This window comes from Serratia sp. AR11 (assembly GCF_056376275.1).
On the sequence record NZ_CM150739.1, the window covers coordinates 3,982,424 to 4,005,075 of the forward strand.

24 protein-coding genes are annotated in these 22,652 nt (G+C 56.2%); 13 read left to right on the plus strand and 11 right to left on the minus strand.

Going from position 1 to position 22,652, the window contains the following annotated elements; genetic code table 11:
* Positions 1-371 precede the first annotated feature (371 nt).
* The 4 genes from yncE (at position 372) to ACSOSI_RS18750 (ending at position 4,675) form a co-directional block, all read left to right on the plus strand.
* Positions 372-1,442 carry a 7-bladed beta-propeller protein YncE gene (yncE, locus tag ACSOSI_RS18735; protein ID WP_476705934.1) on the plus strand — a complete coding sequence of 357 codons (1,071 nt, stop codon included), beginning with the start codon at positions 372-374 and terminating at the stop codon, positions 1,440-1,442.
* 8 nt (positions 1,443-1,450) lie between these two features.
* Positions 1,451-3,622: a TonB-dependent siderophore receptor gene (locus ACSOSI_RS18740; protein ID WP_476705935.1), complete on the plus strand. Its 2,172-nt coding sequence runs from the start codon at positions 1,451-1,453 to the stop codon at positions 3,620-3,622.
* A 130-nt stretch (positions 3,623-3,752) separates the two neighbouring features.
* Positions 3,753-4,232 (plus strand): tetratricopeptide repeat protein, encoded by a 480-nt coding sequence (locus tag ACSOSI_RS18745; RefSeq protein ID WP_017893615.1) that lies wholly within the window; start codon positions 3,753-3,755, stop codon positions 4,230-4,232.
* An 11-nt stretch (positions 4,233-4,243) separates the two neighbouring features.
* On the plus strand, positions 4,244-4,675 hold the full coding sequence (locus ACSOSI_RS18750; protein WP_112362999.1) for a GNAT family N-acetyltransferase: 432 nt from the start codon (positions 4,244-4,246) through the stop codon (positions 4,673-4,675).
* A gap of 90 nt (positions 4,676-4,765) precedes the next feature.
* Here the strand turns inward: ACSOSI_RS18750 and ACSOSI_RS18755 are convergent, their stop codons facing one another.
* The gene (locus ACSOSI_RS18755; RefSeq protein ID WP_012146211.1) at positions 4,766-5,191 is read right to left on the minus strand and encodes a GNAT family N-acetyltransferase; all 426 of its coding nucleotides are present in this window, start codon (positions 5,189-5,191) and stop codon (positions 4,766-4,768) included.
* Between the two features lie 229 nt (positions 5,192-5,420).
* Between ACSOSI_RS18755 and ACSOSI_RS18760 the strand changes: the two genes are divergently transcribed.
* Genes ACSOSI_RS18760 through ACSOSI_RS18775 form a run of 4 tightly spaced genes read left to right on the plus strand, consistent with a single transcriptional unit; the run spans position 5,421 to position 7,769 of the window.
* The gene (locus ACSOSI_RS18760) at positions 5,421-5,786 is read left to right on the plus strand and encodes an ArsC family reductase (RefSeq protein WP_017893617.1); all 366 of its coding nucleotides are present in this window, start codon (positions 5,421-5,423) and stop codon (positions 5,784-5,786) included.
* A complete protein-coding gene (gene dapE, locus ACSOSI_RS18765; RefSeq protein WP_012146213.1) occupies positions 5,783-6,910 on the plus strand; it encodes a succinyl-diaminopimelate desuccinylase in 1,128 nt (375 codons plus the stop codon). Before ACSOSI_RS18760 ends, dapE begins: the two co-directional genes overlap by 4 nt.
* Entirely contained in the window at positions 6,907-7,581 is a 675-nt protein-coding gene (locus ACSOSI_RS18770) for a M15 family metallopeptidase (RefSeq protein WP_476705936.1), read from the plus strand. Before dapE ends, ACSOSI_RS18770 begins: the two co-directional genes overlap by 4 nt.
* Positions 7,582-7,583: 2 nt before the next feature.
* Complete coding sequence (locus tag ACSOSI_RS18775; protein ID WP_012146215.1) at positions 7,584-7,769, plus strand: YpfN family protein; 186 nt, start codon at positions 7,584-7,586, stop codon at positions 7,767-7,769.
* Between the two features lie 153 nt (positions 7,770-7,922).
* Here ACSOSI_RS18775 and ypfH read toward each other — a convergent pair whose 3' ends face one another.
* The 6 genes from ypfH to dapA form a co-directional block, all read right to left on the minus strand.
* Positions 7,923-8,612, minus strand: a complete 690-nt coding sequence (gene ypfH, locus ACSOSI_RS18780) for an esterase (RefSeq protein ID WP_476705937.1) — start codon at positions 8,610-8,612, stop codon at positions 7,923-7,925.
* Between the two features lie 117 nt (positions 8,613-8,729).
* Positions 8,730-10,742: a tRNA(Met) cytidine acetyltransferase TmcA gene (locus ACSOSI_RS18785; RefSeq protein ID WP_476705938.1), complete on the minus strand. Its 2,013-nt coding sequence runs from the start codon at positions 10,740-10,742 to the stop codon at positions 8,730-8,732.
* Between the two features lie 201 nt (positions 10,743-10,943).
* On the minus strand, positions 10,944-11,810 hold the full coding sequence (gene ypfJ, locus ACSOSI_RS18790; protein WP_012146218.1) for a KPN_02809 family neutral zinc metallopeptidase: 867 nt from the start codon (positions 11,808-11,810) through the stop codon (positions 10,944-10,946).
* A 164-nt stretch (positions 11,811-11,974) separates the two neighbouring features.
* A complete protein-coding gene (gene purC / locus ACSOSI_RS18795; protein WP_012146219.1) occupies positions 11,975-12,688 on the minus strand; it encodes a phosphoribosylaminoimidazolesuccinocarboxamide synthase in 714 nt (237 codons plus the stop codon).
* 126 nt (positions 12,689-12,814) lie between these two features.
* Positions 12,815-13,867 (minus strand): outer membrane protein assembly factor BamC, encoded by a 1,053-nt coding sequence (gene bamC / locus ACSOSI_RS18800; RefSeq protein ID WP_017893621.1) that lies wholly within the window; start codon positions 13,865-13,867, stop codon positions 12,815-12,817.
* A 16-nt stretch (positions 13,868-13,883) separates the two neighbouring features.
* On the minus strand, positions 13,884-14,765 hold the full coding sequence (gene dapA, locus ACSOSI_RS18805; RefSeq protein WP_012146221.1) for a 4-hydroxy-tetrahydrodipicolinate synthase: 882 nt from the start codon (positions 14,763-14,765) through the stop codon (positions 13,884-13,886).
* 110 nt (positions 14,766-14,875) lie between these two features.
* Between dapA and ACSOSI_RS18810 the strand changes: the two genes are divergently transcribed.
* The gene (locus ACSOSI_RS18810) at positions 14,876-15,481 is read left to right on the plus strand and encodes a glycine cleavage system transcriptional repressor (RefSeq protein ID WP_197724626.1); all 606 of its coding nucleotides are present in this window, start codon (positions 14,876-14,878) and stop codon (positions 15,479-15,481) included.
* Positions 15,482-15,483: 2 nt separating this feature from the next.
* On the plus strand, positions 15,484-15,948 hold the full coding sequence (gene bcp, locus ACSOSI_RS18815) for a thioredoxin-dependent thiol peroxidase (RefSeq protein WP_012146223.1): 465 nt from the start codon (positions 15,484-15,486) through the stop codon (positions 15,946-15,948).
* Positions 15,949-15,997: 49 nt separating this feature from the next.
* Here bcp and ACSOSI_RS18820 read toward each other — a convergent pair whose 3' ends face one another.
* Positions 15,998-17,068, minus strand: coding sequence for an AI-2E family transporter (locus ACSOSI_RS18820; protein WP_017893624.1), 1,071 nt, complete (start codon positions 17,066-17,068; stop codon positions 15,998-16,000).
* Between the two features lie 167 nt (positions 17,069-17,235).
* Positions 17,236-17,853 (minus strand): LysE family translocator, encoded by a 618-nt coding sequence (locus ACSOSI_RS18825; RefSeq protein ID WP_135345086.1) that lies wholly within the window; start codon positions 17,851-17,853, stop codon positions 17,236-17,238.
* Positions 17,854-18,046: 193 nt separating this feature from the next.
* On the opposite strand from ACSOSI_RS18825, the gene ACSOSI_RS18830 reads away from it, so the two are divergent.
* Positions 18,047-18,508 (plus strand): Lrp/AsnC family transcriptional regulator, encoded by a 462-nt coding sequence (locus tag ACSOSI_RS18830; RefSeq protein WP_017893625.1) that lies wholly within the window; start codon positions 18,047-18,049, stop codon positions 18,506-18,508.
* Between the two features lie 45 nt (positions 18,509-18,553).
* On the opposite strand, the gene ACSOSI_RS18835 is transcribed toward ACSOSI_RS18830, so the two are convergent.
* Positions 18,554-19,762 (minus strand): NAD(P)/FAD-dependent oxidoreductase, encoded by a 1,209-nt coding sequence (locus ACSOSI_RS18835; protein WP_476705939.1) that lies wholly within the window; start codon positions 19,760-19,762, stop codon positions 18,554-18,556.
* 147 nt (positions 19,763-19,909) lie between these two features.
* Positions 19,910-20,452, minus strand: a complete 543-nt coding sequence (locus ACSOSI_RS18840; protein ID WP_017893627.1) for an RrF2 family transcriptional regulator — start codon at positions 20,450-20,452, stop codon at positions 19,910-19,912.
* Between the two features lie 348 nt (positions 20,453-20,800).
* Between ACSOSI_RS18840 and bepA the strand changes: the two genes are divergently transcribed.
* Together bepA and arsC are read left to right on the plus strand one after the other, a co-directional pair.
* Positions 20,801-22,264 carry a beta-barrel assembly-enhancing protease gene (gene bepA, locus ACSOSI_RS18845; protein WP_012146229.1) on the plus strand — a complete coding sequence of 488 codons (1,464 nt, stop codon included), beginning with the start codon at positions 20,801-20,803 and terminating at the stop codon, positions 22,262-22,264.
* A 20-nt stretch (positions 22,265-22,284) separates the two neighbouring features.
* Positions 22,285-22,638 (plus strand): arsenate reductase (glutaredoxin), encoded by a 354-nt coding sequence (arsC, locus tag ACSOSI_RS18850; protein WP_476705940.1) that lies wholly within the window; start codon positions 22,285-22,287, stop codon positions 22,636-22,638.
* Positions 22,639-22,652 lie beyond the last annotated feature (14 nt).

Sequence of the window (22,652 nt, forward strand, 5' to 3'; positions counted from 1 at the left end):
TCCGATTGGTGTTGTAGCCCGCAAAGCATCCAAAAACGGCGGCGTAACAAGAAGTGAGTGGTCAATACCTGCCCACTGCGCACATCACCGGATAACCCCTGTTGATAGTATTTTTATTTACAGTTCTTAACAGTTGGCGGCGAATATAGCGGATATTTTCCCGCATTAAAACGAAATGAAAATCATTACATTCATTAAACAAACGGGAAACAAGATCGCTTAATAAGCCTATTTTATAAGGGTAAACGAATAAATTACTTATATTTCAAATACAAACACAACTATCACTGTATGATTAATTAAATGATATTGATATTAATTATCAATATCATTAGCATCCTTGAATCGTAAACTGATGTAAAGGAATGTATATGAAATTATCCCTGTTCACCCCAGGCAAAGGTTTCTCTTTCAGCACCCTGACCTCCGCCATGCTGCTGCTGTCTTGCTCAACGCTGGCGGCTGAGCTGCCAGAAAGCCATTTCCAAACCAAACCGGTGGGATACGGCCTGTATGAGCTGGCATTTGATGGCCAAAACAACAGCCTGTTTGCCGCCTCTACCCCTTCATTCGCCAAAGATAAAAACAGCGGCATTGTCTACCGCATCAATCCGGCCACGCTGGCCACCGATGGGAAAATCATCACCCAACGCCGCGCCTTCGCCACCGCGCTGGATGAAGAACGCCATGTCTTGTACATCGGCAATACCGTTGACGGTTCAGTAACGATGATCGATACCCAGAGCGGTAAAGAACTCGCTACCGTCCAGCTCAGTGAAAGCATGAAAGAAGACCAATTCGTCCCGACGCGTGAAATGGTGCTCGATAAGAAAAATCAGCGTTTGTATGTCTCTGGCACCGCTCAGAAAGGCGTACTGTGGGTGATCGATACCGCCAAACGGGAAAAAATTGCCACCATCAGCAACGTTGGGGAATACCCTACCGGTCTTGCTCTGGACACCGAACGTGGCCATATCTACTGCGTTAACGGCGGCGGTGAACTGATTACCCTGGACGCCACCAGCCACAAAATCCTCAAGCGTCTGGTGGTGGAACCCACTAAAAAACACTTCTTCTTGAATATCAGCCTGGACAGCAAAACCGGCCGTGCCTTCCTCACCGATCCTGACCTGCCGAAGGTGCTGGTTGTCGATATCAACAGCGGCAAAATCCTGCACCAGATTGAGGTGATCAACTCTCTGGCCGTGCTGTTCAACCCGGCACGCAGCGAAATCTACATCACGCACCGCGAGGCCAAACGCATCAGCATCGTGGACAGCAACAGCTACCAGGTCAAAAACAGCATCCTCACCACCGCACTGCCTAACAGCCTGGCCCTTTCTGCGGACGGCAATACCCTCTTTGCCAGCATCAAGCAGTCCAAGGAAGAGATGGAGAAAAAGCAGGATTATCTGCTCAAGATTAATCTCGGCGAACTATGAGGCAGGTAATGACGAGTTTTATGATTCGCCTCTCCGGTGGCGCACTGCTGTGCCTGCCGGTGATGGTGGCGCAGGCTACGGGGGCCGAGCAGGCTCCCCGCCCACAGAAAGAAGAAGCCCTGGAGGTGGTCGCTTCGCCGTTCAACGATGACGGCAGCACCGAGAACACCGGCTCCTACACCACCAGCCAGATGACCACCGCGACCGGCTTGCCGCTGAGCATCAAGGATACGCCGCAGTCGGTTTCGGTCATCACCCGCCAGCAAATTGACGATATCAACGCTTATTCGCTGAAGGATATTCTGCGCTGGTCCACCGGCGTCAGCGAGAGTAACTACGATAGCGAACGCTCCTCGTTCAATTACCGCGGTTTTAGCGTCGATAATTATCAATACGACGGCGTGCCCACCTTCTTTGATTCCGGCTATTCCGGCGGTGAGTCAGAAATTGACTCGATCACCCTCGATCATGTCGAAATCGTCCGGGGTGCCGCCGGTTTGCTGAACGGCGTCGGTAATCCGGGGGCGGCCATCAACCTGGTTAGAAAGAAGGCTTCCAGCCTTTCTCCTTTTGCCCGCGTCGAACTCTCCGCCGGTTCCTGGGATCACTACCGCACCACGGTCGATGTCGGCACACCGCTCAACGACGAAGGTACCGTCCGGGTGCGCGTCGCGGCCGCCGGCGAACGCAGCCACTCGTTTATGGACAGGCATCAGGAACGTAAAGGCACTATCTATGGCACGCTGGAAGCCGATCTGAGCAGCGATACGTTGCTGCGGCTGGGGGCGGATTATCAGCAAAACCGGCCTAAAGCCTCCACCTGGGGCGGTGCCCTGCCGACCGGTTGGTTCAGCGACGGCAGCGAGATCAATTGGGATCGCCACTACAGTGGCGCCTCTGACTGGTCGAGCTGGGATACCACGCTCAGCACCCAGTTCGCGACGCTGGAGCACCAGTTCGATAACGACTGGAAAGGCGTGGCCAACTACACTCATAGCCGTCAGGCTTTCGATGCCAAAATGGCGATGAGTCTTGGTGGGCTGATCGATCCCGATACCTGGGCGGTGAAACCTTCAAGCCCTTATGCCGGGCGTTATGAGGGTTACCGCGATCAGCATGCGGTCGACCTGAAACTGAACGGTGATTTCAGCCTGCTGGGCCGCAACCACAAATTTGTGGTGGGCAGTTCTTCCGCCTGGCAGCACAGTTACAGCACCTATCGTAGTGCCAGCGCCTCACAATTGTTTAGCGGTAGCTTACTGGACTGGAACGGTGGCCTGGGTGAACCCGAGTGGTCGGACAAAATGCCACAGATGGATTACCGCACGCGGCAAATCGGCTTCTACAGCAGCGCTGACTTTTCGCTAACCGACCGTCTGGATCTGGTGCTCGGCGCCCGCTTCAACAGCTTTAAAAACACCACGACCACCACCGCAAACAAGGTCACGCCGTTCGTCGGCACGGTTTATAAGCTGACCGATCAGGTCTCTGCCTATGCCAGCTACACCGACATCTTCAAGGATCAGAACCTGCTCGACAGCAGTGGCCACTATCTGGCACCGATCGAAGGGGTGAACAAAGAGGTGGGTATCAAAGCCGCGTTGCTCAATGACCGGCTCAACCTGTCGCTGTCGGCATTCCGCATCACGCAGGACAACCTGGGCGTGCTGGACGAAGACACCGCCAATCTGGACTGGCTGCAGCAGACCTATCATGAGAGCCAGGGTGCCACCAGCAAGGGCATCGAGTTCGAACTGAACGGTGAGCTGGCCCAGGGCTGGAACGCGCAGTTTGGCATCACGCACTTCTCGCTGAAGGACAAGGATAAGGTTGATCTCAACACCGAGCAGCCGCGCACGCGCATCAACCTGTTCACCACCTACCAACTGACGGGTGCCTTGCGCGACCTGACGCTGGGCGGCGGTGCACGCTGGCAGAGCAAGGTTTACGCCAACGTTAGCGGGGCAGATAACGGTGAAATGGTGCAGCGCAAAGCCGAGCAAGGATCTTATGTCCTGGTCGATGCAATGGCACGCTACAGGCTAACGCCGCAAACCTCGGTGCAACTTAACCTGAACAACGTTTTCGACCAGAAATACTACTCGCAGGTTAATTTCTACAGTACCCGTAACTATGGCGAACCGCGTAACTTCATGCTTACGCTCAAACACGAGTTCTGATCATCCGCAGTAAACTGGCCCCAGACTACGGGGCCAACCTTCCCTCTGTAATGCCTTAGCCCTTGTGCGATGAATTCTTCCGTAGTAGCGTGCAAAAGATACAAAAACCTTACTCACCCAAGGCCATATGATGTCTCCTACGCTGACCATCGAACAATTGAAAGAGTTGGGCCGCTATCAGGAAGCGACCGAACTGGCGCAACAACAGTTACTGCAACAACCGGAAGCCGCCGGGCTGCACTACCAATTGGCTTGCCTGTACGACGTACAGGGGTTTGAGCAGCAGGCCATTCCCTGCTACCTCGCGGCACTGGCGCGCAATTTACCGGCGACGCAGCGGCAGGAAGCCTGGCTTGGCCTGGGTAGTACCTACCGGGCGCTCGGCCTGTACCAGCAGTCGCTGGCCGCCTTCGACGACGGGTTGAGCGAGTTCCCGCAGGCCAAAGAACTCACGCTGTTCCGCGCCATGACGCTGTATAACCTGGGTGAAACCAAACAGGCGGTCGCGGATTTGCTGTTACTGCTGGCGGAAACTTCCTCGCATAGCGACATCAGCAGTTACCAGCGTGCGATCCGTCAATACGCCGCCGATCTGGATCGGATTGGCTAAGCGAGGCTGATATGGAAATAGTGACTGACCCGAACCGCTACGGCGTCGACTGGCTGCAGTTGGCCGGGCTACTGGAAACCGCCGGATTGGGCCAGCGCGATCCGCAGGTATTGCAGCGCGTTTATCAGCACAGCCAATTTTGCTACTGGGGCTACCTGGATGGCCGACTGATCGCCACCGCCCACGCCATTAGCGACATGACTTCGGTGGCCTATCTGGCCGACGTAGCCCTGCATCCGGATTTTCAGGGGCGGGGATTGGGACGACAATTGATGGATCGGGTGATGCAGGATCTGGCCCCGCTCGGCAAAGTGTTTATCTACTCGGTACCCGACAAGCTGGAGTTCTACAAAAAGTATCACTTCCGTGAGCTGACCACCGGCATGGTCTATGCCGATAGCGCGGCTTTGGAACGCCTGCAGCACAATGGTTATGTCCGCTGAAAAAACCTTAAAGGAACATTGCTCCCAAGATCAGAAAAAAGCCTGAGTTATAAATTACTTCAGGCCGGAGAATAATTTCCGGCCAGTCATCTACAGCGTCTTCATCATAAAGACTCGGCTGGTGCCTGCCGGCAGACAGGGCACCTCACCAAAGCGCGTCCAGCCGTTCAACTCATAAAACTTTGGTGCCTGAAAGCTGATGGTGTACAACACCGCGGAAACGCAGCCCCTGCGCCGCCCTTCCAATTCGAAACGACGCAGCAACTCACTGCCCAATCCTGAGCCACGCAGCGATTTTGGCAGATGAAACAGATCGACAAACAGCATGCCCAACGATGAACGCCCGCTAATCCCGCCCAGCACCTCGCCGCTGTTCGGGTCTCTCACCACCACCGCCAACGGGCGACGATCGTTGGTGCCGGTAACTTCATCGTTATATTGATTCAGCCCTTCTGCAATCAGCGCTTCTATTTCGTCAATGCCGCTTTCGGTAACTTCAATTCGGTAATTTTCCATGGTCTTCTTCTATGTAGGGTAACTGAGTAGCACATTGAGATTAGCAAAAAAGCACCGCAATAAACGCGATCGGGATTTTTTCAGCTTTCCCCGGTCTTTCAGACCATTGTACGGTGGAACTCCCCGCCATTTTTCGGCATGCTGGTCGCTGGCATTTATTTCACCGCCACCGGCGGTTTACCACCGGCCCCACGCGCCGGTGTCAGGTTGCAGAGAAGGTTCTTACTCCATGACGTTGACCATGTACGGCATCAAAAATTGTGACACCATCAAAAAAGCACGCCGCTGGCTGGAAGAACAGGGTGTGGCTTATCAATTTCACGACTACCGCGCCGACGGGCTGGACGAACAGCAACTGCGCGGCTTTGTCGAACGTCTCGGTTGGGAACCGCTGCTCAATACCCGCGGTACCACCTGGCGCAAGCTGGATGAAGCGCAGCGCACCGCCTGCAACAATGCCGATGCGGCCATCGCGCTGATGCTGGCACAGCCGGCGATCATCAAACGCCCACTGCTGGACGACGGCAACGGGCACGCCCTGCTCGGCTTCAGCGCCGAAGGCTACCAGCAATTTATTTCCGAGGTGGCAGCATGACTTGCCCGGTTATCGAACTGGCTCAACAGCTGATCAAGCGCCCGTCGCTCAGCCCGCACGATGAAGGCTGTCAGGCACTGATGATTGAACGTCTGGAGGCCATTGGTTTTACCGTTGAGCCGATGCCTTTCGGCGATACCCTGAATTTCTGGGCCTGGCGTGGCGAAGGCCAAACCCTGGCGTTTGCCGGCCACACCGACGTCGTGCCGACCGGCGACGAAAAACGCTGGGACAACCCGCCGTTTGAGCCGACTATCCGCGACGGCATGCTGTATGGCCGTGGCGCGGCAGACATGAAAGGCTCGCTGGCGGCAATGGTCGTGGCGGCCGAACGTTTCGTCGCGGCCAATCCGCATCATCAGGGCCGTTTGGCATTTCTGATCACCTCCGATGAAGAAGCCAGCGCGACCCACGGCACGGTGAAAGTGGTGGAAGCGCTGATGGCGCGCAATGAGCGCCTGGATTATTGCCTGGTCGGTGAGCCGTCCAGTACCGAACGCGTCGGCGACGTGGTGAAGAACGGGCGTCGCGGCTCAATCACCGCCAACCTGCATATTCACGGCATTCAGGGCCACGTTGCCTATCCACATCTGGCGGATAACCCGGTGCACCGCGCCATGCCGGCCCTCAATGAGCTGGTGGCGATCGAGTGGGATCGCGGCAATGAATTCTTCCCGCCGACCAGCATGCAGATTGCTAACGTGCAGGCCGGTACCGGCAGCAACAACGTGATCCCGGGCGAGATGTTCGTTCAGTTCAACTTCCGCTTTAGTACCGAATCGACCGACGCGACGATCAAACAGCGCGTAGAGGAACTGCTTGAGCGCCATCAGTTGAACTACAGCATCGAATGGCGTCTGTCGGGCCAACCCTTCCTGACCGCGCGCGGCGCGCTGGTGGATGCGGTGGTTAACGCCGTCGAACACTACTCTGAGCTGACGCCGCAGTTGCTGACCACCGGGGGCACCTCCGACGGCCGCTTTATCGCCCAGATGGGCGCGCAGGTGGTTGAGCTGGGGCCAGTCAACGCGACGATCCATAAGGTCAACGAATGCGTACACGCGGCCGATTTGCAACTACTGAGCCGTATGTACCAGCGCATCATGGAGCAATTGGTCGCATGATCACACCGGAAATGTTGACCGGCTGCTCAACCGAGCATCTGGCACCGCTGAGCGGTAATCACCGGCTGCAGCCCGCCGCGGTGGCTGCATTCCTCGCCATGCAACAGGCGGCGCTGGAGGCCGGTTTTGATCTGCAGCCCGCCAGCACATTTCGTGATTTTGGCCGGCAACAGGCGATCTGGAATGGAAAATTCTGCGGCAAGCGCCCAGTATTAGATAAGGACAGTCAGCCAATCGACATTACGCTGCTGTCTACCGGCGAACTTTGCGAAGCGATCCTGCGCTGGTCGGCCTTGCCGGGCGCCAGTCGCCATCACTGGGGCAGCGATCTGGATGTCTACGATCCTTTACTCTTGCCTACCGGGCAAAAACTGCAGCTGGAGCCATGGGAATACCAACAAGGCGGCTATTTTTATCCACTCAATCAGTGGATGACGGAACATATGGCCGAATTTGGCTTTTACCGGCCGTTCACCGAAGAGGGAGACGGCGTGGCGGTAGAGCCCTGGCATTTGAGCTACCGTCCGCTGGCGCTTGAAGCCGAGCATCTGCTGACGCCGGAGCTGCTGCTGGCGGCCTGGAAAAATAAGGACGTCGCCGGTGCCCAATGGCTTGAAGAGCATTTGCCATCGCTATTTTCGCGTTTTATACGCCCTGAAGGAAAGGAGTGAATATGGAATGGTTAGCAGATTATTGGTGGATTATCCTGCTGATTCTGGTCGGGATGATTATCAGCGGGATCAAAGAGCTACGCCGCGTTGACGTCAAACGCTATCTGGCCGATAAGCCGGAGTTGCCTCCGCACCGCGATAATAACGCCGAGTGGGACGACGACGACGACTGGCCGAAGAAAAAATGATATCAGGGCGCATTATACCCTATGAATTTCAAGTTGCAGTTAGGCGCCCAGCTCGCTCATCCCCAGGCGCTTACTCGAGTAAGTAACTGGGGTGAGCGAGTGCAGGTAACAACGCTGCAACTTGAAAGGCGACGGGTATAAGCGCCCTGAAGTTTATTTAAAGGCCACCAAATCGCCGCGCTTGCCAAACATCGCTTCGTCCCAGTAGCGTTGCGGGACGTAGTAATGCAACCGTTCCAGGGCATCATTCATCATGCCCTGATTGATGGCGTGCCCCACGTCGTCTTCCACGTCCAGCGTGAAATCGACGCCGATAGCCTGCAGCCGCTCAGCCGCCGCCCTGGCATGTTGCACCCTAATCACCGCATCCTGTTCGCCGTGGATCAAATGCACCACGCTGTCACCGAACGCTTTATCAGGCAAACCGGCAAAACGCCCGCTGAAAGCCACGATGCGGCCAGCCAGCCGGGGTTCCACCTTCAAGGCTTCCAGCGCCATGATTGAGCCCTGAGAAAAACCGACCAGCGCGGTACCGGCATCATTCACGCCGCTTTGTTGCTGCCAGTAACGCACGGTTTCGATAAACTTCGGCATCACTTCAGCAATGCGCTCGGCACGGTTTTCCTCGGTCACACTCTGCACCGAAAACCACTGGCGGCCGCCACCGTTACCGAAGGCAAAAGGGCCACCAATGCTGACTACCTGCGCCTGCGGGAAGTCTTTGGCGAAATAGCTGCCAATCTCGCCCATCGCCACCGGAGTATCGCCAACACCGTGAAACAGCAGGATCAGCTGCGCAGCCGGGGTTGCCGGGCTCTGTACAACAAAATGCTCATGTTTCATCGGTGACTCCTCGTGTTGATCAAATTCTGCCCGGCGCCAGATGCCCCGGTTCCTGCCAGCTACTATACGCCGCTGAGAATTCAGGAAAATCGGGTTTTATTGAGCAACATCTTCAATTTATTGCAATGACTGCGACCAGTCGTGCCAGCGCAGGCAATGCTGCGCATCGAGCTGTTCAAGCGCCATTCCCGTCTCTTGTCGCCAGCGACGCAGCAAGGCTTTCTGGCCGCTGAAGCCAAGTAGCTCCACGCAACCTGCCGATGTCGTTTGCTGTTGCAGATGCTGGCGCAGTGCGGGCAGCGGCAAAGCGCTGGCTAACAATAAACGCTGTAACGCCCCCAGGCTGGCCTCCAGCGGCCGATGGGCGAAGGCGAATCCGGCCAGTTCACGCCAGTCGTCCTCGCCCAGCCGGGTGTCGCCGTCGTCACCGGTGATTTCCAGTTGCAGATCGATGCGCGGCTGCAACCAGCGCCAATCACGCGCCAGATGCTTGTGTGCCGCATGACGCAGCGCCTCACCCTGCTCGCTCAAGGGCAAAATAGCCATGACGCTGTAGCAGCCGCTGCTGGCCTCGATCTTGCTGCCGATGCGCGCCAGCTCAAAGCCACAGGACTGCCAAAAGCGCCACAGCGGCTCGGTGTAACCAAAGCTGACCGAAAGATAATCCAGCCCTTGTGCCTGCTGACGCTGCTGCTCGATCAGCCTGCGGGCGATGCCCTGCTGACGCATAGCGGGTAATACCGCAATGCGGGTAATGCGTCTTGAACGCAGCGTCGGTGCCCACCACTGGCCACCGTGCGCCGCCAGCGATTGGGCCACCAGATTGCCACGCGGTCGCCGCCTGCCGGCCCAGACTTCGTGCGCCAGTTCGGCACTCAGCCCGCCTTCTTCTACCAGCCACAACGCGCCGACGACCTCATCCTCAACCTGCGCCAGGCCAAAATGCATACCCGGTGCATCCATCAACCGCCGTAAATCGAGCGGTGAAGTCCGGTAATGGGCGCTGCTCAACAGGGCGTAAAAACGCATTAATCGTTGAGGATCGGCACACAGCGTCCTTTGTTCGGCTCCAGTGATACTGACGGGCCGATCCGTTGCCTGCCACGGCGGGAGTTCGTTGAACAGCAGCGCGTTATCGATGACACGCTCCAGCGCATCACCCGGCGCCCAACGCATGGGTTGCTGCAACTCCAGCGGCTGAAACTCAGGCAGCCCGGCGCAAAACTTGAGCAAGAAACCCCGCCCAGTGCCTTCATAGCCCTGTACCGTGGTCGTCAGCAGAATGCGGGGGAAATGGTTAACCCACTGCCGTAATAACGGGCCGGGGATCGCCGCCGCCTCGTCCACCAACAGCCAGCCCACGTCGCTGACATCATGTTCGCGACAATGGGCCAGCAGCGCGTCCGGTGCCCAGAATTGCGCGCGGCCCTGCGCCCATTCACCAGTAACCTCGGTAGCCGCTCGGCTGGGCCCGGTGAGCCAGCAGGTCAGCGGCGTGTTGGCCACCAGCATCCCCGCCAGCGTTGACTTGCCGCGCCCACGGGCGGCGGTCAGCACCCAAACGCCTGGCTCGGCGCCGAGTAATTGCGTCAACAACGCTTGCTGCTCGAAAGTCGGTTGGCCATTTGGCGCCAGCCACTGCGGGCGGACCGGCAAAGGTGCCAACGTCAGCGGCTCATCCTGTCGCCAGAGCGTGACTTCGCTGTCCGCCAGCAAGTGTTGCTGCAGATGATGAATGAAGTTTGGGGTAGTGATTGGCTGTGGGCAATCGCTCCAGCGCAGGCTGTCGCTATCCGGCTGTTGGTGCCAGGACTGCCAGGGTGGGGTTAACAGCAACAACCAACTGCCGGCTCGCAGCGTACCGGCCAGCGCGGCCAGCGCTTCAACATCCAAACCATCGGTCGCGTCATACACGGCATGTAATCGTTCCTGCCCCAGCAATGTCCGTACCGCACCACTGGCCAGCGACTGCATGCCGCTGGGCGGGTTTTCCCCCACCCACGGCCAGTCACCCGGCAGGGTTGTCGCCAGCCGGTGTGCTTGCTGGCGACACCATTGCGGCTCGCCACTGAGCACCAGCAGGCGTCTGATGCCCTGCTGCTGCATAAGTTGTTGCATTGCCTGTAACATCAGTATCCAGACCCAGAGCTAAAAAAGTGCCCAGACCGCTGACACCCCCAACGGAAAGCTGGAATGTCAGTATTCACAAACTAAAAACCCAGGAAAATCAATTTATTGATTTTCGGCTGATAGCCACAAAGTGGGGAAAAACCACGCTTTTTCCCCACTTTGTCAACAACATAATGCCGGAGTCAGGCTCCGGCATGCATGTTAACGGGATGCGAAGGTATTGCAGGTGTTAGGGTCACCGCTGTCGAAGCCCTGTTTAAACCAGGTGTAGCGCTGCTGTGAAGTCCCGTGGGTGAAGCTGTCCGGTACCACGCGCCCCTGCCCTTGTTGCTGCAAACGATCGTCGCCGATCGCCTGCGCAGCGTTCAATGCCGCCTGCAGGTCGCCCTCTTCCAACATTTGCTGCTTCTCGGCATATTTGCCCCACACGCCGGCAAAGCAGTCCGCCTGCAGTTCCATTTTCACCGACAGACGATTCACTTCTGCCTGGCTGGCACCCTGCTGCATTTGACGCACTTTAGGCTCAATGCCCAACAGGTTCTGCACATGATGGCCCACCTCGTGCGCCACCACATAAGCCTGGGCGAAGTCACCGCCAGCACCCAGTTTGGTTTTCATATCCTGATAGAACGACAGGTCGATATACACCGTTTTGTCGCCCGGACAATAGAATGGCCCCATCGCCGCCTGACCGGTGCCGCAGCTGGTACGCGTTACGCCGCGATACATCACCAATTTGGGTGGCTGATAGGTTTTACCCATGCGCTGGAAAACTTCTTTCCAGTTATCTTCGGTAGAGGCCAGCACCACCGAGGTAAATTTGGCCAGCTCATCGTCTTTTGGACTGATGCTGGCGCTCTGTTGCTGTGTTTGCGGGCTAACGTCCCCGCCGTTCAACAGCGGTGAAAGATCGATGCCGTAATAACCGGCCACCAACACCACCACCAGAATGGCGATACCGCCCTTGCCGCGAGGCACGCGGAAACCGCCACCGCCGCCACCCAGACCTGAAGACTGCCCGCGACGATCCTCAACATTGTCACTTTCCCGACGCCCTTGCCAACGCATAAGTAAACTCCAGATTAGGTTTTTGTCATATTACGTAGATCATTATAAATGCTCAGCGGCAAAGGAAATGTAGAATTTTTCTGGAAATGCAGACAGAAGGAACAGACGGCGGGGAAAGTCAGGGAAATGACGGGGCCAAACGGCCCCGTATAGCGGAAAAGGGCTTAGTCGAGTTTGACGCCGATGCGGCGAGCCACTTCTTCGTAGGCTTCGATCAGGCCACCCAGGCTCTGACGGAAGCGGTCCTTGTCCATCTTGTCCAGGGTGTTTTTGTCCCACAGGCGGCTACCATCCGGCGAGAATTCATCGCCCAGTACCACTTCGCCGTTGAACAAGCCGAACTCCAGCTTGAAGTCGACCAGGATCAGGCCTGCGTCGTCAAACAGCTTGCTCAACACGTCGTTCGCCTGGTAGCTCAGCTCACGCATGCGTGCCAGGTGCTGTTTGTTCACCCAACCAAAGGTTTCGCAGTAGGATTCGTTGACCATGGGATCGTGCATTTCATCGTTTTTCAGGAACAGGTCAAACAGCGGTGGGTTCAGTACCAGGCCTTCTTCAATGCCCAAACGCTTCACCAGTGAACCGGCAGCACGGTTGCGGATCACGCACTCTACCGGCACCATGTCCAACTTCTTCACCAGAACTTCGTTGTCTGACAGCAGGCGTTCCATTTGCGTCGGGATGCCGGCTTCTTCCAGTTTGCTCATGATGAAATGGTTGAACTTGTTGTTTACCATACCTTTGCGATCAAATTGCTCAATGCGCTGACCATCCAGTGCTGACGTATCATTGCGGAATTCCAACACCAGCAGATCAGGATTTTCAGTGGTGTAGACGGTTTTTGCCTTTCCGCGATACAGCTCAGCTAGCTTTTGCATCTGACTTACTCCAATAAAAGAATTATTTAAAAACGCTGCAAGGATGATGGGGTCTATTGTGCCAAATCCGTGACGCAAACGATACCGTATTGAACAAAGAAAAAAGGGGCCGTAGCCCCTTCTCCGTTATTTAACGCTGGTTTTACTGAATGCTGACTGGAATGCCGCAACCAAGCCGTCGTTTTGCGACTGGGTTAATGGCTTCCCTTTAGGATCGATAAATTGCAGGCTGGAGCGGTTGTTCAAGTCACCGACCTGCAGTTTGTAATCGCCTTCTTTCAGTTCAGGATCCTTGACGCCCAACGCATCCCAGTCGCTGCTGCTCAGGGATTTGTAGGTCACGGCAACGGTACCCTGCGGACGGCTGCGGTCACCCACTTTCATCCCCAGTTTTTCCAACGCCGCCGGCAGGCGATCCCACACTACGGTGTACGGACCACGCACGACCAACATTGGCAGGCCGGTATCATCCGCGCCGCTCTGCACGTCCAGCGCGCCGAAACGGTTGGCCGACTGGTTGCTCGCCAGGTTGTCCTGCTTGTCCAGGCCTTCGACGATGGTGTTCATCATCATGCCGTTGTAGCGCTGAACTTCAGACGGGTCGGTCACCTGATCGGTTTTACCCTGCTGCTGCAGGCCGACGGTTTTCACTACCAGCGCCTGCTGGTAACCCTGCTGCTGTACGCTGATCTGGTAGCGGCCTTCGTACTGGTTGTCTTCATCCAGACGGTTCCACTTCACCCAGTCGGTAGTCAGGGTCTGAGTAGCGTCCTGACGTGAGGCGATCGCAATGTTTTTCGTTTGCAGCATGCTGGTAACGCGTGACCACAGGTTCTGGTTCTGCGGGCTGTTTTCAAGCAGCAACGTACCGCTGTCGCCGGCATATTGCGCGCGTGAACCGCTCAGCAATGCCAGTGGCTGTACCGGCGGACGAATATCCAGTTGCTTGCCGACGCCGCCTTTCAGCGTGGTGGCCGGAACATCATAATTACCGCTTTGCACCGGCAGGATCATACCTGCGGGTGCGTTCAGTGGCTTGAGCACCGACGCGTCGAGGTAAGACTCATCGCCGCTAACCTGGCGTTTGTAGCGTTGGTCGGTGGTACAACCGACCAGCATCATAACCAGCGAAATACCCACGACTTTTGCTACCGTCGACTTTTGCAATGAATAAACCATCAAATTTCCCTTAGAGTTACAGCAAACCGGCGCTTTTCAACGCGCGTTCCACTACCGGACGGGCAGCGTCGGTCAACGGCGTCATAGGCAGACGCATCGTATCGGTTGCCATCAATCCCAATGCCTTACAGGCCCATTTCACCGGAATTGGGTTTGCTTCTACGAACAAATCCTGATGCAACGGCATCAAGCGTTGATTTAAGCGGCGTGCCTCAGCAAAGTTGCCCTGTGCTGCCAGCGCGCAAAGTTGCGCCATTTCACGTGCGGCCACGTTGGCCGTCACGGAAATCACGCCCTTGCCACCCAGTTGCATGAAATCCAGACCGCTGGCGTCATCGCCGCTCAGCAAAATGAAATCTTCATCATCAACCAGCACTTGGATCTGACTTACACGACTTAAGTTCCCTGTTGCCTCTTTAACAGCAACAATATTCTTGATTTTTGCCAGGCGCGCAATCGTCGGCGGCAGCATGTCACACCCGGTGCGAGAAGGCACGTTATAGAGGATTTGTGGCAGTGCGGTGCTTTCGGCAATGGCCTTGAAGTGCTGATACAGCCCTTCCTGAGTCGGTTTATTGTAGTAAGGCGTGACCGTCAGGCAACCCACTACGCCGCTATTTTCGAAGCGCTGGGTCAGCGAAATGGCTTCGGCGGTGGCGTTGGCGCCGGTACCGGCGATCACCGGAATGCGGCCTGCGGCCAGTTCCAGCGTCTGCAATACCACGTCAACGTGCTCGTCATGGGCAAGCGTTGCAGACTCGCCGGTAGTCCCTACGGAAACGATGGCCGCAGTTCCACTGGCTACATGATAATCAATCAATTTTTTTAGGCTCGCGCGATCGACAGCACCTGTGTCGTCCATCGGCGTAACCAGTGCAACTATACTTCCCGTAAACATTGGCCGTCCCCTCCACAAACAAGTCACTCATGGTACTTTTGCTGCCTATCCAAAAGCAAGCAAACAACGGTGTTGTAAGCGCTTGGCAGGCGGTTTTTTTTATGTTTACCATGGTAACCCCATTGTGCACGACAGGAAGCCCCATTTTGCCTAAGCCAGATGAACACTATCTCGTGATTACCGCGCTCGGTACCGACCGCCCCGGGATCGTCAATGCCATCACCCGCCACGTCAGCAGTTGCGGATGCAATATCGAAGATAGCCGTCTGGCCATGCTGGGTGAGGAGTTCACGTTCATCATGCTGCTTTCCGGTAGCTGGAACGCCATTACCCTGATTGAATCTACCCTGCCGCAAAAAGGGGCGGAGCTGGAACTGCTGATTGTGATGAAGCGCACCAACTCGCACGAGAGGCCGCCGATGCCGGCTACGGTGTGGGTGCAGGTTGAGGTCAAGGACTCCCCGCACATCATTGAGCGTTTTACCGATCTGTTCCACTCCAGCCAGATGAACATTGCCGAGCTGGTGTCGCGCACCCAACCGGCAGAAAGCGACCTGCCGCCCCAGCTTCATATCCAGATCACCGCACACAGCCCTGGCAACGCCGATGCATCAAATATTGAGCAAGCCTTTCATCGCCTATGTACAGAATTGAAAGCACAAGGCAGTATTAGCGTTGTGAACTATCCACAGCATGATGAGAAAGATGGAGAGTAGTGATGACCCCATTGAAAGCCGGTGACACAGCGCCAAACTTTAGTTTGCCTGACCAGGACGGTGAGGAAATTAATCTGGCCGACTTCCAGGGACAACGAGTACTGGTTTATTTTTATCCCAAGGCGATGACGCCGGGCTGTACCGTACAGGCCTGCGGTTTGCGGGATAACATGGATGAACTGAAAAAAGCAGGTGTCGAAGTTCTGGGCATCAGCACGGATAAACCAGAGAAGCTGTCGCGTTTTGCCGAGAAAGAGTTGTTAAACTTCACGTTGTTATCTGATGAGGATCACCAGGTAGCGCAGCAGTTCGGCGTTTGGGGTGAGAAAACCTTTATGGGTAAAACCTATGATGGTATTCACCGCATCAGCTTCCTGCTCGACGGCAAAGGCAAGGTTGAAAAAGTGTTTGATGATTTCAAGACCACCAATCATCACGACATCGTTCTGAGCTATCTGCAGCAATAATTGAACCGAAGCGCAGCGACCTGATCCTGCTGCGCTTCGGTTTTCCCGCTTATTCCGCTTCCGTTTCCACCCGCAGTTCGTCCGGCCAGGCGTGGATCACCGCCTTCACCAGGGTCGCCAACGGGATAGCGAAGAACACGCCCCAGAACCCCCACAATCCGCCGAAAATAATCACCGACAAAATGATCACCAGCGGATGCAGATTAACTGCCTCAGAGAACAGAATCGGCACCAGCAGATTCCCATCCAGCCCCTGCACCACCAGATAGGCAACGATCAGCGTCCAGAAGTCGGCACCGACACCCCACTGGAACATCGCCACTACCACCACCGGAATGGTCACCAGCACCGCACCGATATAGGGGATCAGCACCGAGAAACCGACCAACACCGCCAGCAGCAGCGAATAGCGCATATCCAGCACCACGAACACCAGATAGGTCGCGACGCCGACAATCACCATCTCCAGCACCTTGCCGCGAATATAGTTGGTGATCTGCTGATTCATCTCGATCCATACCTGTCCGGCCAGCCCGCGATTACGCGGCAACACACGGCGTACCGCGTTGAGCATCTGCTCTTTGTCCTTCAGCAGGAAGAACATCATCATCGGCACCAGGATCAGGTAAATCGCCAGGGTCAGCAGCCCGACCAGAGAGGCCAGTGAGAATTTCACTACCGACTCGCCCATGCCCGACAGACGTCCACGCAGGTTTTCCGCCATCATATCGATGATGCCGGCATCCACCAGCGCCGGGTAACGCTTCGGCAGCGTCGCGGCAAAGTTATAGAACTGATTGAGCATCCCCGGCAGATCGGTCATCAGGTTAATGCCCTGCTGCCACGCAGTCGGCGCCACCACAAACACCAGCAGCATTGCGATGCCGGCAAACATGATCATCACCATGCTCGCCGCCCAGTTACGCGAACAACCGATACGTTGCAGGCGTGCGGTCGGCCACTCCAGCAGGTACGCCAGCACTATCGCCACCAACAGTGGGGTCAGAATGCCATGCAGAAAATAGAGGATGAGGAAGCCGACAACCAGGATCACCAATAGCGCGATGGCCTGCGGATCGGTAAAACGACGACGGTACCACTGTAATAACATCTCCAGCATCAGAGAGTGCTCCTAGAGGTTTGACTGGCAGGCATTGCGGTTCCTGTGGTGGGATATTTTTTAACTTATTACTCCCCCGGTATTAACCGGGGTTCAAGCGTATCGTTGTACCATGCCGGCCATTTGCCATCCAGCTATCACTGTCGAATCATTCTAAATATTCGCCCTCATTTAAGCGCCTGCTCGGCTAACAAGACAACGGCGATGAGGGTCATCGCGATACCGGAAATACGGCTGACAACCCGCGCCGCCTGCGGGCGCGTCTGTAATACTGACTGCGAACCATAACCCACCAGCAGATAAACCAGCCCACAACTGACCAGATGCAGCAGGCCGAGTGCCAGGATCTGCGTCGGAATCGACCACAGGGCATGTGGATCGGTGAATTGCGGCAACAGGGCCAGAAATAACAAAAAGACCTTTGGATTCATGCCACTGATGCAAATTCCTTTGCCTGCCCAGCGCATCCATGAATCTGAGCTCTGTTTCTCGGCGGAACTGGGGACCGGAGGATTCAGCAACAGATTGATACCTATCCACAGCAGGTAGGTTGCACCCACGACGGTAAGCCCCGTCAGGATCAGCGGGTTACCGGCAACCAACACGCCGACACCGGCCGCCACTACCACAATCGCCAGCAGATGCCCAAACAGTAATCCGGCGACTGCCGGTACTACCACCCTGCCGCGTATACCCGCCGATATCACGTATGCCCAATCCATGCCCGGCGTGATGACAAACAGAATCGAAACGGCCCAGAAGGCGGCAAAAATGGCCAGCGTCATGACAGATTGCCCCACTGCCGAGATTGTTCTGTTATACGTATTTTCACCTGACTTTCCTCATCATAGGGCCTGCAAATCGCGTTGAGTGCGATCGGCCCCGGCCGCTTAATTATTGGAAAGAATATCTTTAGGGCGTTAAAATGTGCTGCCAATGACTTGCCTGAAAACCACAAATTCGGGGAAATTTTTCTAAATGGATAAGATAGACCGCAAAATTCTTGCCGAACTACAAACGGATGGGCGACTTTCTGTCACCGAACTGGCCGAACGTGTCGGGCTTAGCGTTTCGCCCTGCCACCGCCGGGTGAAGGCTCTGGAAGAATCAGGGGTGATCAGGGGCTATCGCGCCCAGCTTGAACCCACCAGCCTGGGGTTTAACTTTTCCGCATTGGTTTTCGTCACCATGAGAGAAGGCGATCGCCATGCCGTCGCCGCCTTTGAGGATGCGATGACCGATATTCCTCAGGTGGTTCAGGCGCAAAGGCTGTTCGGTGACCCAGACTACCTGCTGCATGTGATCTCCCGCGATCTGCCCGCTTTCCAGCAGCTGTATGACGAGAAGCTCTCTGCCCTGCCCGGTGTTCAGCGCCTCAGCTCCACGCTGGTGATGAAAACCGTGGTGCCGGAGCGCTCTTTTTTACCCCTGGGGAAATAACAACGGGAGCGTTTCCGCTCCCGTTGGAGACTTAAGACTCAAGCCTTAAGGCACAATCACAAAATCTGGATTGGCGACGGCAAACAAAGCATCGCGATCCGCTGCCGGTGGGTAAATCCACTGGGTGTTGATTTCCTGTTTGATCTTTTTGCCCTCTGCACGTGTGAATAGCACCTGACGATCCCAGCCTTCGGTGTAAAGCGCACCCCAGGCACCGAGATCGAGGCAAGTCACATACTTGGGTTGGCTATAAGGGTGCAGCGGCAGTCCAACCAGTTCCGCTGCGGCATTGTGCCCGGCAACGCGTCCCAGGCTCATCGCATGCTGGCAGGTCATCAGATTATGGTTGCCCAACGCGTCGGTCGCTGCCTTGACCGTATCTCCGGTAACAAAAACGCCAGCCGCCGCCGGCGCATGCAAGAAGGCATCGCCGACAATGCGGCCAGAGCCGTCGCGCTCACCCGGAATTTGAGCGACCAAAGGATTTGCCCGTACACCGGCAGCCAATATCACCGTGTTGGCTGCAATACGCTCACCGCTCGACAGCGTTACGCTGTCAGCATCGATCGCCGTCACGCGCATCCCGGCCCGTGGCTCAACGCCGCATTCTTCCAATGCTTGTCGGATCACCACGCCAGGTTCGGCCCCCATACCCGCCCCCACTTCCGCCGCAGTATCAACAATCACCACGCGGATGTTCGCTTCGCTACCCAGAATGGCACGCAGGCGCATTGGCATTTCGGCGGCGCTTTCCAGCCCGGTTAGCCCACCACCGACCACCACCACGGTGTTACGCGCCGGCGTTTCCGGTTGTGCAGCCAATGCCTTCAAATGCGCATCCAGTCGTTGCGCGCTTTGCAGCGTATCCACATTGAACCCATGCTCGGCGAAACCGGCAACCGGTGGAACAGAAAGCTGGCTGCCGGTCGCCAGAACCAAACGGTCATAATCCAGTTGGAGCTTTTGCCCCTCGGCACTGGTTACCCCCAGAGTCTGGTTTTCGCTGTCTATCTGCTCAACCAAACCGGCCAAATGGCGAACGCCAATAGCGGCGAGCTGTGCCGAGATATCCGGGCTCATGTTCTCCAGCACCGCTTCATACAAGCGTGGACGAATGGTGACATTCGGCGTCGGCGAAACCATCGTGACTTCGATCTCCCCTTCCTTACCGGCCTGCGCTATCGCTCGCATGGCGGAAACTGCAGCCCAAAAACCAGCAAAACCAGAACCGGCGATCACTATTTTTTGCGTCATGGAATAACTCCTTCCTACAGGTTTAATCAGATGCCCGTACTATTTTCCAGGCGAGTGGCGCCGTTCCGCTGCCTGTTAAAAGGGCGCAGAAGGGCTACCGCCTGTGGCACACAGGCGGGAAAAAGAATCAGAGAAACTGCTGAGACGTTATTTAGGCTTGGTGCGGGCCGATTTGCCGCTGCGGGTGGTACGTTCGCTCATGCGTTCATCCATCCACAGGTTAACCTCACCAAAGAAACCCTCTGGCGCCTTGCGCCCGAAGCGGGTGGCGACGGCCCCCAGAGTTTGTACCGCCAGTGCATCGCGCATGGCCTTTTCGGCCTGCAGCATCACTGCATGGATCGCACACTTGCCGGACAGCGCCCAGTCGGGTGGGTTGTCGTCAAACACCGCGCAACGGCCGCGCACTTCCTGGCAATCGAACAACGGCTTGTGCCCTTCAATGGCATCGATGATCTCCAGGAAAGTGATCTCATCGGCCGGACGGGCCAACCGATAGCCGCCGCGTACGCCTTCGCTCGCGGCGACGATCCCCGCTTTCTCCAGCTTGGGGAAAATTTTGGCCAGAAAACTCGGTGAGATCCCCTGCAGTTCAGCAAGTTCACGGCTGCTGAGCGCGCGCTGATTGTCGCCGACTAACCAAAGCAGGCAGTGAATGCCATATTCAACGCTGGTAGTGATGTAAGCCATATTGGATTTGAGGTGCACCTATGAATTCAATAACACAGACTATATTAGTCCACGTTTATCCTGTCAATTAAAACACGGACAAACATTGTCTTCGTTTAATCTGATGACCCGAATGGCAATATTGAGAAATGAAAAATAAAGCATTTCTGGTCGAATATTGCCGAACAGAAGTTTCATTGTCGCATCCGGCTGACTATGATGTTAACTGCCAACTGGCCGCCGCAACGCGTGCATTTTTGTGAGCCAACACGCTTTCGCACTGATTGTTTTGGCGAGTCCGGCAGGGAACAAGAACTCTTAGGTGATGCTGACGTCTTAGAAATGACTATTTAAGGGAAACGCCTGACTATGACCACCCGGTTGACCAAAACAGCGATTGCAGTACTGTTGCTTGGCACGCTCAACGCCACGGCGCCGGTGCTGGCGGAAACCCAGGATCAACTGCCGGATATGGGCACCTCTGCGGGCGGTACCCTAAGCATTGGCCAGGAAATGGCCATGGGGGATTTTTACGTGCGTCAGCTTCGCGCCAGCGCACCGCTGATCAATGACCCGTTGCTGACTCAATATATTAACCAGTTGGGCAACCGGCTGGTGGCAAGCGCCTATTCGGTGCGTACGCCATTCCATTTCTATCTGGTGCGTAACGACGAAATCAACGCCTTCGCCTTCTTCGGCGGCAACGTAGTGCTGCACTCTGCCCTGTTCCGCGAAACCGACAACGAAAGCCAGCTGGCTTCGGTGCTGGCGCATGAAATCTCGCACGTGACCCAACGCCACCTGGCGCGGGCGATGGAAGACCAGCAACGCAATGCCCCGCTGACCTGGGTCGGTGCCCTCGGTTCAATCCTGCTGGCGATGGCCAACCCTACCATGGGCATGGCGGCGCTCAGCGGTACCCTGGCCGGTACCCAACAGGGCATGATCAGTTTTACCCAGTCGAACGAACAGGAAGCCGACCGCATCGGCATTCAGGTATTGCAACGTGCCGGATTTGATCCGGAAGCCATGCCTGACTTCTTGCAAAAACTGTCTGACCAGTCGCGCTACGCGTCTAAACCGCCGGAAATGCTGCTGACCCACCCATTACCTGACAGCCGCCTGTCTGACGCACGCAACCGCGCCAACCAGATGCCCAAGCATCTGGTGCAGTCCACCCAGGATTACCTGATGGCCAAAGTGCGTTCTCTGGGGATGTACAGCTCCGAAGGTTACGGGCTGCGCGAAGAACTGCTCGATACCTACAGCAAAGGCAATATCCGTGAGCAGGCCGCCGCCAAGTATGGCCGCGCCATTTTGTTCTATGAGGCGAAGAAATATGACGACGCCCGTAACATCATTCAGCCACTTCTGACGCAAGATCCAAAAAACGTCTGGCTGCTCGACCTGATGACCGACATCGACCTCGGTCAGAAACGTGCGCCGCAGGCCATCGCACGTCTGCAGGCCGCCAATGCGGCCCAAAGCAACAATCCGGTGCTGCAGCTCAACCTGGCTAACGCCTATGTTGAAGGCAACCAGCCGGCTCAGGCATCCAAAATTCTTAACCGTTATACCTTCGCCCACCCTGACGATCCCAATGCCTGGGATCTGCTGGCCCAGGCCAGCGCCGCGCAGGGATTGCGCGATGAAGAACTTTCCGCCCGCGCTGAAAGCCTGGCGCTAACCGGCCGTCTCGATCAGGCCATAGGCCTGCTCAGCAATGCCAGTTCATTGCAAAAACTCGGCAGTCTGAAACAGGCGCGCTATGATGCGCGCATCGACCAGTTGCGCCAATTGCAGGAGCGTTTCCGCCAGTACCAGCGCAGCTGATTTTGAAAAGGATGAGTTAATTGAAAAACGTCACTATTTACCACAACCCGCGCTGCTCCAAGAGCCGCGAAACCCTGGCGCTGCTGGAACAGCATGGCGTAACCCCTGAAGTGGTGCTGTACCTGGAGACGCCGCCGTCACTGGATCAGTTGAAAAAACTGTTGAAGGAACTGGGTTTCACCTCGGCACGCGAGCTGATGCGCAAAAAAGAAGATCTGTACAAGGAATTGAAACTGGCGGATGAAAGCCTGAGCGAAGCCCAGTTGTTAGCGGCCATGGTGGCGAATCCGAAGCTGATCGAACGCCCTATTGTGGTTAACGGCAACAAGGCGCGTATCGGCCGACCGCCGGAGCAGGTGCTGGAAATTCTGTAAACGTGATAGTAGGC

Coding starts and splice junctions, on each gene's coding strand:
- yncE (WP_476705934.1), top strand. CDS start 372: ATGAAATTATCCCTGTTCACCCCAGGCAAAGGTTTCTCTTTCAGCACC.
- ACSOSI_RS18740 (WP_476705935.1), top strand. CDS start 1,451: ATGACGAGTTTTATGATTCGCCTCTCCGGTGGCGCACTGCTGTGCCTG.
- ACSOSI_RS18745 (WP_017893615.1), top strand. CDS start 3,753: ATGTCTCCTACGCTGACCATCGAACAATTGAAAGAGTTGGGCCGCTAT.
- ACSOSI_RS18750 (WP_112362999.1), top strand. CDS start 4,244: ATGGAAATAGTGACTGACCCGAACCGCTACGGCGTCGACTGGCTGCAG.
- ACSOSI_RS18755 (WP_012146211.1), bottom strand. CDS start 5,191: ATGGAAAATTACCGAATTGAAGTTACCGAAAGCGGCATTGACGAAATA.
- ACSOSI_RS18760 (WP_017893617.1), top strand. CDS start 5,421: ATGACGTTGACCATGTACGGCATCAAAAATTGTGACACCATCAAAAAA.
- dapE (WP_012146213.1), top strand. CDS start 5,783: ATGACTTGCCCGGTTATCGAACTGGCTCAACAGCTGATCAAGCGCCCG.
- ACSOSI_RS18770 (WP_476705936.1), top strand. CDS start 6,907: ATGATCACACCGGAAATGTTGACCGGCTGCTCAACCGAGCATCTGGCA.
- ACSOSI_RS18775 (WP_012146215.1), top strand. CDS start 7,584: ATGGAATGGTTAGCAGATTATTGGTGGATTATCCTGCTGATTCTGGTC.
- ypfH (WP_476705937.1), bottom strand. CDS start 8,612: ATGAAACATGAGCATTTTGTTGTACAGAGCCCGGCAACCCCGGCTGCG.
- ACSOSI_RS18785 (WP_476705938.1), bottom strand. CDS start 10,742: ATGTTACAGGCAATGCAACAACTTATGCAGCAGCAGGGCATCAGACGC.
- ypfJ (WP_012146218.1), bottom strand. CDS start 11,810: ATGCGTTGGCAAGGGCGTCGGGAAAGTGACAATGTTGAGGATCGTCGC.
- purC (WP_012146219.1), bottom strand. CDS start 12,688: ATGCAAAAGCTAGCTGAGCTGTATCGCGGAAAGGCAAAAACCGTCTAC.
- bamC (WP_017893621.1), bottom strand. CDS start 13,867: ATGGTTTATTCATTGCAAAAGTCGACGGTAGCAAAAGTCGTGGGTATT.
- dapA (WP_012146221.1), bottom strand. CDS start 14,765: ATGTTTACGGGAAGTATAGTTGCACTGGTTACGCCGATGGACGACACA.
- ACSOSI_RS18810 (WP_197724626.1), top strand. CDS start 14,876: ATGGTAACCCCATTGTGCACGACAGGAAGCCCCATTTTGCCTAAGCCA.
- bcp (WP_012146223.1), top strand. CDS start 15,484: ATGACCCCATTGAAAGCCGGTGACACAGCGCCAAACTTTAGTTTGCCT.
- ACSOSI_RS18820 (WP_017893624.1), bottom strand. CDS start 17,068: ATGCTGGAGATGTTATTACAGTGGTACCGTCGTCGTTTTACCGATCCG.
- ACSOSI_RS18825 (WP_135345086.1), bottom strand. CDS start 17,853: ATGACGCTGGCCATTTTTGCCGCCTTCTGGGCCGTTTCGATTCTGTTT.
- ACSOSI_RS18830 (WP_017893625.1), top strand. CDS start 18,047: ATGGATAAGATAGACCGCAAAATTCTTGCCGAACTACAAACGGATGGG.
- ACSOSI_RS18835 (WP_476705939.1), bottom strand. CDS start 19,762: ATGACGCAAAAAATAGTGATCGCCGGTTCTGGTTTTGCTGGTTTTTGG.
- ACSOSI_RS18840 (WP_017893627.1), bottom strand. CDS start 20,452: ATGGCTTACATCACTACCAGCGTTGAATATGGCATTCACTGCCTGCTT.
- bepA (WP_012146229.1), top strand. CDS start 20,801: ATGACCACCCGGTTGACCAAAACAGCGATTGCAGTACTGTTGCTTGGC.